The 6,309-nt window shown below is 67.1% G+C and carries 9 protein-coding genes and 1 pseudogene; 2 read left to right on the top strand and 8 right to left on the bottom strand.

What is annotated here, in order from left to right:
• On the bottom strand, positions 1-245 hold a 245-nt coding region (locus BLP73_RS19830; RefSeq protein ID WP_245686744.1), incomplete at its 3' end, for a TetR/AcrR family transcriptional regulator.
• Positions 246-476: 231 nt separating this feature from the next.
• Here BLP73_RS19830 and BLP73_RS17575 point away from each other — a divergent pair.
• A pseudogene (locus BLP73_RS17575) lies at positions 477-809 on the top strand (RidA family protein); the annotation flags it as partial.
• 152 nt (positions 810-961) lie between these two features.
• Here the strand turns inward: BLP73_RS17575 and BLP73_RS19825 are convergent.
• The 5 genes from BLP73_RS19825 to BLP73_RS19815 are packed head-to-tail and all read right to left on the bottom strand — an operon-like array spanning position 962 to position 3,767.
• Positions 962-1,240, bottom strand: coding sequence for a hypothetical protein (locus tag BLP73_RS19825; protein WP_245686738.1), 279 nt, complete (start codon positions 1,238-1,240; stop codon positions 962-964).
• 18 nt (positions 1,241-1,258) lie between these two features.
• Entirely contained in the window at positions 1,259-1,600 is a 342-nt protein-coding gene (locus BLP73_RS19820) for a class I SAM-dependent methyltransferase (protein ID WP_245686737.1), read from the bottom strand.
• Positions 1,594-2,730: an MFS transporter gene (locus BLP73_RS17565; RefSeq protein ID WP_281179947.1), complete on the bottom strand. Its 1,137-nt coding sequence runs from the start codon at positions 2,728-2,730 to the stop codon at positions 1,594-1,596. Before BLP73_RS17565 ends, BLP73_RS19820 begins: the two co-directional genes overlap by 7 nt.
• Entirely contained in the window at positions 2,669-3,601 is a 933-nt protein-coding gene (locus BLP73_RS17560) for an IS5 family transposase (RefSeq protein WP_090747901.1), read from the bottom strand. The genes BLP73_RS17565 and BLP73_RS17560 overlap by 62 nt, the downstream gene beginning before the upstream one ends.
• Before the next feature lie 10 nt (positions 3,602-3,611).
• Positions 3,612-3,767 (bottom strand): hypothetical protein, encoded by a 156-nt coding sequence (locus tag BLP73_RS19815; protein ID WP_245686735.1) that lies wholly within the window; start codon positions 3,765-3,767, stop codon positions 3,612-3,614.
• On the opposite strand from BLP73_RS19815, the gene BLP73_RS20025 reads away from it, so the two are divergent.
• Positions 3,714-3,872, top strand: a complete 159-nt coding sequence (locus BLP73_RS20025) for a hypothetical protein (protein ID WP_425415703.1) — start codon at positions 3,714-3,716, stop codon at positions 3,870-3,872. The genes BLP73_RS19815 and BLP73_RS20025 overlap by 54 nt on opposite strands.
• Before the next feature lie 99 nt (positions 3,873-3,971).
• Here the strand turns inward: BLP73_RS20025 and BLP73_RS17550 are convergent, their stop codons facing one another.
• A complete protein-coding gene (locus BLP73_RS17550) occupies positions 3,972-5,849 on the bottom strand; it encodes an outer membrane protein assembly factor BamB family protein (RefSeq protein ID WP_090747895.1) in 1,878 nt (625 codons plus the stop codon).
• A complete protein-coding gene (locus BLP73_RS17545; RefSeq protein ID WP_090747892.1) occupies positions 5,846-6,193 on the bottom strand; it encodes a hypothetical protein in 348 nt (115 codons plus the stop codon). The genes BLP73_RS17550 and BLP73_RS17545 overlap by 4 nt, the downstream gene beginning before the upstream one ends.
• Positions 6,194-6,309 lie beyond the last annotated feature (116 nt).

The following is a 6,309-nucleotide window of genomic DNA, read 5'->3' as shown; positions in this document are numbered from 1 at the left end:
AGAAGCGCAGACCAGACCGTATCCTCGGCCTCGGCAAGCGCGCGCGCCCGGCTCGCCATCTCGGCGTCGATCTGCTCGACGACGGCCGCGAAGAGACCCTTCTTGTCGCCGAAGCTGTGGTAGAGCGCCCCGCGCGTCAGCCCGACAGCAGCCGTCAAATCGTCCATTGACGTGTCGGCAAATCCTTTTTCCGCAAAAGCTGCGCGAGCCGACGCAATCAGCTTGCGCCGCGTGTCGTCCATCATCTCGGCGCGTGTTCGTCTGGCCATGGCATCCTCGTCATCGTAGCTATTGACATACGAAGTGCATGTGAATAGCTCTCGGATACGCAGCGTATATGGAATGCCTCCGCAGGGGAAGCATCTGCCACCAATCGATCATCACCACTCATCAAAGGAGAAACACCCATGGCCCAACGCGACGCGATCTACCTCGGCAATTCGGCCCGCCACGCGCTTTAAGATGCCCACGGCTACTCTCCCGCCGTCCGCTCCGGCGATCTGCTGTTCGTGTCCGGCCAAGTCGGCAGCCGCGAGGATGGCTCGCCGGAAGACAGCTACCTCGGCCAGGTCGAGCGTGCCTTTGCCAATCTCGAGGCGGTGCTGCAGGCAGCAGACTGCAGCTTCGATGACATCATCGACGTCACGACCTTTCACACGGACCCCGAGGCGCAGCTTCCGACCTTCATGCCCGTGAAGGACCGCTTCTTCCCGCAGCGGCCGTTCCCGACCTGGACCGCGGTCGGCGTCACCTGGCTTGCAGGCTTCGACCTCGAGATCAAGGTCATCGCCCGCATCCCCGCCGCATGATCAGACGCCGCAGCGGGCGACGGATGCCCGCTGCGGCAGTCACGCCACCGGACCGGCGCGCTGGTTCCCCCGTTTGGAAGGCGCAGGCGTCTTGTCGCGTCGCCATGCGTCGATGCCTCGGCGACAGCCTGCCGGCTTGCGTCTGGTGGCCGCTACGCCAGGCGCCTGCGCACCAGCACGAGGTTGTCCTCCAGCATCGCCTCGGTACCGTCAGGTCCTTTTGCAAGGCGCGAGACGATCTCGGCCGTCATCACCTCAAGCTCGGCCGTCGGCGCGCCGATGGCGGCCAGTTCGTCGTTGACTGTAGGAAAGATGGTGGAGGGTGTTGCCTGCGGACTCCACGGCGGCGGAGCGGCGTGCGAAACGACCAGAAGGTGACCACCGGGGCGCAGCCGTTCCGCCGCCCGGCGCAGGATCGCAGCGCGTGCCAAGGCGACGGGCGACTGAAGCTAGAGCGCGGTGATCAGGTCGAACTCGCCCGGAGGGAGGGCGGCCGACAGGTCGCATCGCTCGAACTGCGCCGCGTTCTCCAGACCATGCGCGCTGGCGCGGGCACGCGCGCGGGCGATGGCCGTCTCGGAGATTTCGCAGCCGCGCGCCTGCCAGCCCTGCCCGGCCAGCCAGATCACATCGTCGCCGTGGGACGCACCGAGATCCAAGGCCCGGCCCGGCGTCAAGCCGGACGCGATCCGCTGCAGCGCCGAGGATGCCCGTCCGGTCGATGAGGTGCGTTTGGTGCGGTAGAACTCTTCCCAGAAGACGGTGGGGTCCTGCCCCGGGTCACTCAGCATGCTTCGGCCTTTCGATCAGTCAGAATCCTTCGGCACAGAAGGGCCAGCGCCAATAGGGCGGCCGTGCCGGTCCCGCCGATCTGCAGCCACATCATAACGCACGCAGCCTCCAGCCCCGGCCGCGCCTCAAGCGCTTGGCCATAACCGGCGAGGCTCAGCGCGATGGAGGCCGCCATGCTGACCTGCTGCATGGTCTGGATGGCCCCGGCTCCCGCGCCGGCCAGTCTCTTGCGCAACTCCGACATGCCGAGCTGCATGACCGAGGTGACTGTTAAACCCATCGCCGCACCTGCCACCAGCATTCCGACCCGCAGCGGCCAGAGGCGCACGGGGCTGAGCCCCGGCAGCATCGCCTGGATCAGCGCGAAGCTGGCGCAGAGCAGCAGGGTCCCGATCGCCACCCGCGCCAGCGGTGCTGCTGCAAGTCGTCCGGCCGCCCATGATCCTGCCACCACGCCGGCCGGAAGACCCGCCGTGACCAGCCCCGTGTGCAGCGGACTGAGATCCAGCCCACTCTGCAGCGCCAGCGACAGAACGACGAAGAAGCCAGGCGGCGGCGAGACCGCCAGAAGAAGGAAGGCGAGAGTCCAGCGGAAACTCGGCGCGTGCAGAAGTGCAGGCGGGACGAGCGCCGCGGTCCCGGCACACGCTGTCAGCCCGACGAAGATGGCGGCGCATGGCAGGGCGGCGGCCAGCAGGAGGAGGACCGGCACTGGCCAACCGAAGGCGGGGCCAAGGGACAGCGGCGCAACGAGGCAGAGGATGATCGCGGCGACGCTGGCGGTCTCGGCGGGGCGGCTGGTGCCGCGGACGGCGGCATGGTCCGCGGCCAGGCGCTTGGCGGCCAGCCCCATCACGATGAGCGCAAGCGCCGCCTCGGCCAGGAAGATCGCCCGCCATCCGAGCCAGCCGGGCGCAGTCCCCAGCAACGCCCCTGCCAGCAGCGGGCCGCAGACCGAGGCGACCGAGCCGGTCATTGCCATCCGCGCAAAGGCGCCGGTTTGGGAGGCCGGCGGTATTGTTGCAGAACTCGGCGTTGAAGCGGGATTTCCCTTTACCCCGCCAGCCTCAGGCCACGCGTTCGGTCTCGGCTGAGCCGAGCGCGTTGAATCGGTTAATGAGCGCCACACGGATGTGGATTTCGGCCGTTTGCCTGTCCGGGTCTTGTGAGGCGATCCGTTCGCCGAAGGACTTCAGGCAGTGCATCTTCGCTTCGATCCGACTTCGGGCGTGATAGCCGGACCAGTGCTTCCAGTTGGCTCGCCCAAAGCGCTTGCTTGCCCGAAGGATATCGTTGCGGGCACGGGCGGCAGGACAGTTCTCCTTCCAGAGGCGTCCGTTCTTGCGGATAAGAATGATGGCCGTGCCGCCGCGATCGACGATTGCAGTGTGGCACTGGCGAGTGTCAAAAGCGCCGTCGCCAGTCACGGTGCCGACCTGTTCATCGGCCGAGATCTGATCCAAAAGGTCAGGAAGAACCGGGCTGTCGCCTTCGCGGCTTGAGGTGAATTCTACCGCCCGGATGTCGCCGGTGGCCGTGTCCATGGCCAGATGGACCTGGCGGTATTGTCGCCTGCGGTGGGTGCCGTGCTTGCGCGCCAGCCATTCACCGTCGCCCAGGAACTTGATCCCGGTGCTGTCGACCAGCAGGTTCAGCGGTCCCGGCGCACGGCGGTGGGGGATCTGAACGGCCAGGGTCTTCTGCCTGCGGCTCAGCGTGGAAAAGTCCGGCACCGGCCAATTGAACCCTGCCATCTTCAGAATGCTGGCCACCATCCCGGTTGTTTGCCGAAGCGGCAGGCTGAACAGCACCTTCACCATCAAGCAGAACTGGATCGCTGCATCAGAGAACACCGGCGGGCGGCCAGGACGCCCCGCCTTGCAAGCTAGCCAGACCATGTCCTTATCCAGCCGGATCAGCAGTGATCCACGCTGCTTTAGGGCCTTGTTGTAGGAGTTCCAGTTCGTCGCGCGGTAGCGGACAGCTTCAGGCTTACTCATTCTGCGAAGCTTACTCTACCAGCCCGACCGCGTGAATCCCGCCGCACGTCGAGTCTTGCAACAACGCCCGTGCGGCGGTGAAACGGCCGCTGCCATCCTGAGCCGGCTCGGCGTGGACCAATTGCAGGTCGTAGGACTGGCCCTGCCGGGCACCGCCGTCGCTCATGCGACGTTGACGGGATCGCGCAGGTTGATGGTCGTGACGAAGTCCGGTGGGTTCGGCACGGCCGACACGCTCGCGCAAATCGATAATATAATTCACAATTCTTAGGGATTTAGCTGAACCGCTGCGAAGACAGGATCAGTTTCTCGACGGTGCCGAGTTTGCCGCTACAACCAGCCTGCAATATCGACCAAGCCTCCTCTTCCCTCACCGTGGCAGGCGGTAGGCCACCGCCTGGTCCGATACCTCGGGCTTCAGGATCGAGTTGCCGCCGACCGCGAAGACGACGTAGTCCTCGCCTTCATGGGTGAAGACGGCAGGGATGGACACGGCCGGCGCCTCGACGAGGTCGGACCACAGCTCCTCGCCGGTCGCGGCATTCAGGGCGCGGACGCGGGCGTCCATCGAGGCGCCGATGAAGATGACGCCCCCCGCCGTCACGACCGGCCCGCCAAGCGTGGGCGAGCCCCAGTCTGCCAGCCCGTAGAAGCCGTGGAACTGCGCGCGGCCGAAAGGCACCTCGTAGAGCAGCTCGCCCGTCGCCAAGTCCACCGCCGAGAAGGTGCCGAAGGGTGGCTTCCAGCAGGGCATGCCGGCCCAGTTGCTCCAGTCGGTCAGGTGGATGCCGTAGGGCGCGCCCTGCTGAGGGTGATAGCCCTCTTCGTTGCCGCCCTCGCGGGCCTCGGCCTCGTATTCCTCGCGCGGGATCAGGTGGATGAGCTGCACGATCCGCGAGGCGTTGACGTAGAGGATGCCGCTGCGGGGATCGACCGCGACGCCGCCCCAGTTGGTCGCGCCCGCCGTGCCAGGAAAGAACAGCGTGCCCTGCACCGAGGGCGGGGTGAAGATGCCCTGGTAGAGGTATTCCTCGCGCTCGCGCGAGCATTGCCCGAAGCTGACGATGTCCGACAGGGTCCAGACATCGGGCAGCTCCAGCGGGGCGCCGACGGGGGCCGGGGTCATGGCGAAGGGCTGGACGGGGCTGGTGACCTCTCCCTCGGCGGTGCTTTCGGGGACCGCTCGCTCCTCGATCGGGTAGAGCGGCTCGCCAGTGCGGCGGTCGAGCACGAAGAGGAAGCCCTGCTTCGTCGCCTGCACCAGCGCCGGGATCACCTCGCCGTTCCGCGGGATGTCGACCAGCGTGGGGGCCGAGGGCGTGTCGTAGTCCCAGATGTCGTGATAGACGTGCTGGAAGCTCCAGGCGATCTCGCCCGTCTCGATGTCGAGCGCGGTGACCGAGGTGGCCAGCGGGATGCCCTCGGTCCGGTTGCCGCCCCAGTAGTTCGGGCTGGGCGAGGAGACCGGCGCATAGACCAGCCCCAGCTCGGGATCGGCGGTCATCGCGGTCCAGATGTTCGCGGTGCCGGTGCGCGGGATCAGTTCCTCGGGGATGAAGCCGGTGTCCCAAAGGAGTTCGCCCGTGCGCGCGTCCACTGCCAGCAGGTTGCCCGGCGGGGCGGCGCTGTATTCCCAGTCCGCGCCCGCCCAGCCCATCAGCAGCGTGTCCCCGACCACGATCGGCGGCTGCAGCAGCGAGAAGGGAAAGACGGCGTTGACCGTGTTCCACTGGTTGACGTTCAGGATGCCGCCTTGCGCGAAACCGGCGCAAAGCTGGCCCGTGTCGGCGTCCACCGCGTGAAGCTGCGCGTCCATCGTGCCGATATAGACGCGCTTCTCGCAAACGCCGTCGCTGCCGCTGTCCCAATAGGCGACGCCCCGGTTCTTGAGCGCGGGCTGGGTCAACGGCTCCAGCCGCGAGGCGCTGTCATAGCTCCAGCGCTCCTCGCCCGTGGCGGGGTCCAGCGCGATGATGCGGTAGAAGGGCGTGCCGAGATAGAGCGTGCCGTTGGCATAGACCGGGGTCGCGGACCACACCGTCTCGACCAGATCGCCCGAGCCGTCCGAGACATCGCCCGTGCGGAAGTCCCAGGCCCGCTCCAGCCGGCCCACGTTCTCGGGCGTGAAGCTGGGGGCGTTCGAGAACTTGGTCGAGCCGAGATCGCCGTGAAAGCCGGTCCAGCTGTCCTGCTGGGCCAGCGCGGGCGCGGCCAGCAGGGCCAGGACGGTAGCGGCGAGATGTCTCATGTGGCGGTCCTTCTGCGCGAGGTGACGCCCGCGATCAGCAGCGTGACGAAGGCAACCGCCATCGACAGCGCGAGCGGGGTCTGCATCAGGAACAGCGCCGCGACCGCCGTCAGGAGCGCGGCCAGAAGTCCGAGGATGTGCAGGACCGCGGACCAGCGGCGCGGGGCGCGGCGGGTCATGAGGATGGCGATGATGATCGTGGTGGCGAGCGCGCCGAGCAAAGCCAGCCCCGCGCCAAGGGTCCAGTCGACGCCCGTGTTGCCGAACGGCCCCGTCCAGGCGATCACCGCCATCACCAGGCCGAGGATCGCCGCCAGCAGGGGAAGGGCAAGAAGCTGTCTCATGCACTGGTAACGGAGGCTTCACGACTATGTTCCGAAGGAAGGTGCGTCAGGGACGGGATCGGCGCCTTGCATCGGCCTTTTCAGCCAGCGCGCGCAGGTCCGGCTTGGACCGCTTC

This window comes from Paracoccus tibetensis (assembly GCF_900102505.1).
In the GTDB taxonomy this organism is placed as follows: Bacteria; Pseudomonadota; Alphaproteobacteria; order Rhodobacterales; family Rhodobacteraceae; genus Paracoccus; species Paracoccus tibetensis.
This window is presented reverse-complemented; position numbering and strand designations above follow the sequence as displayed.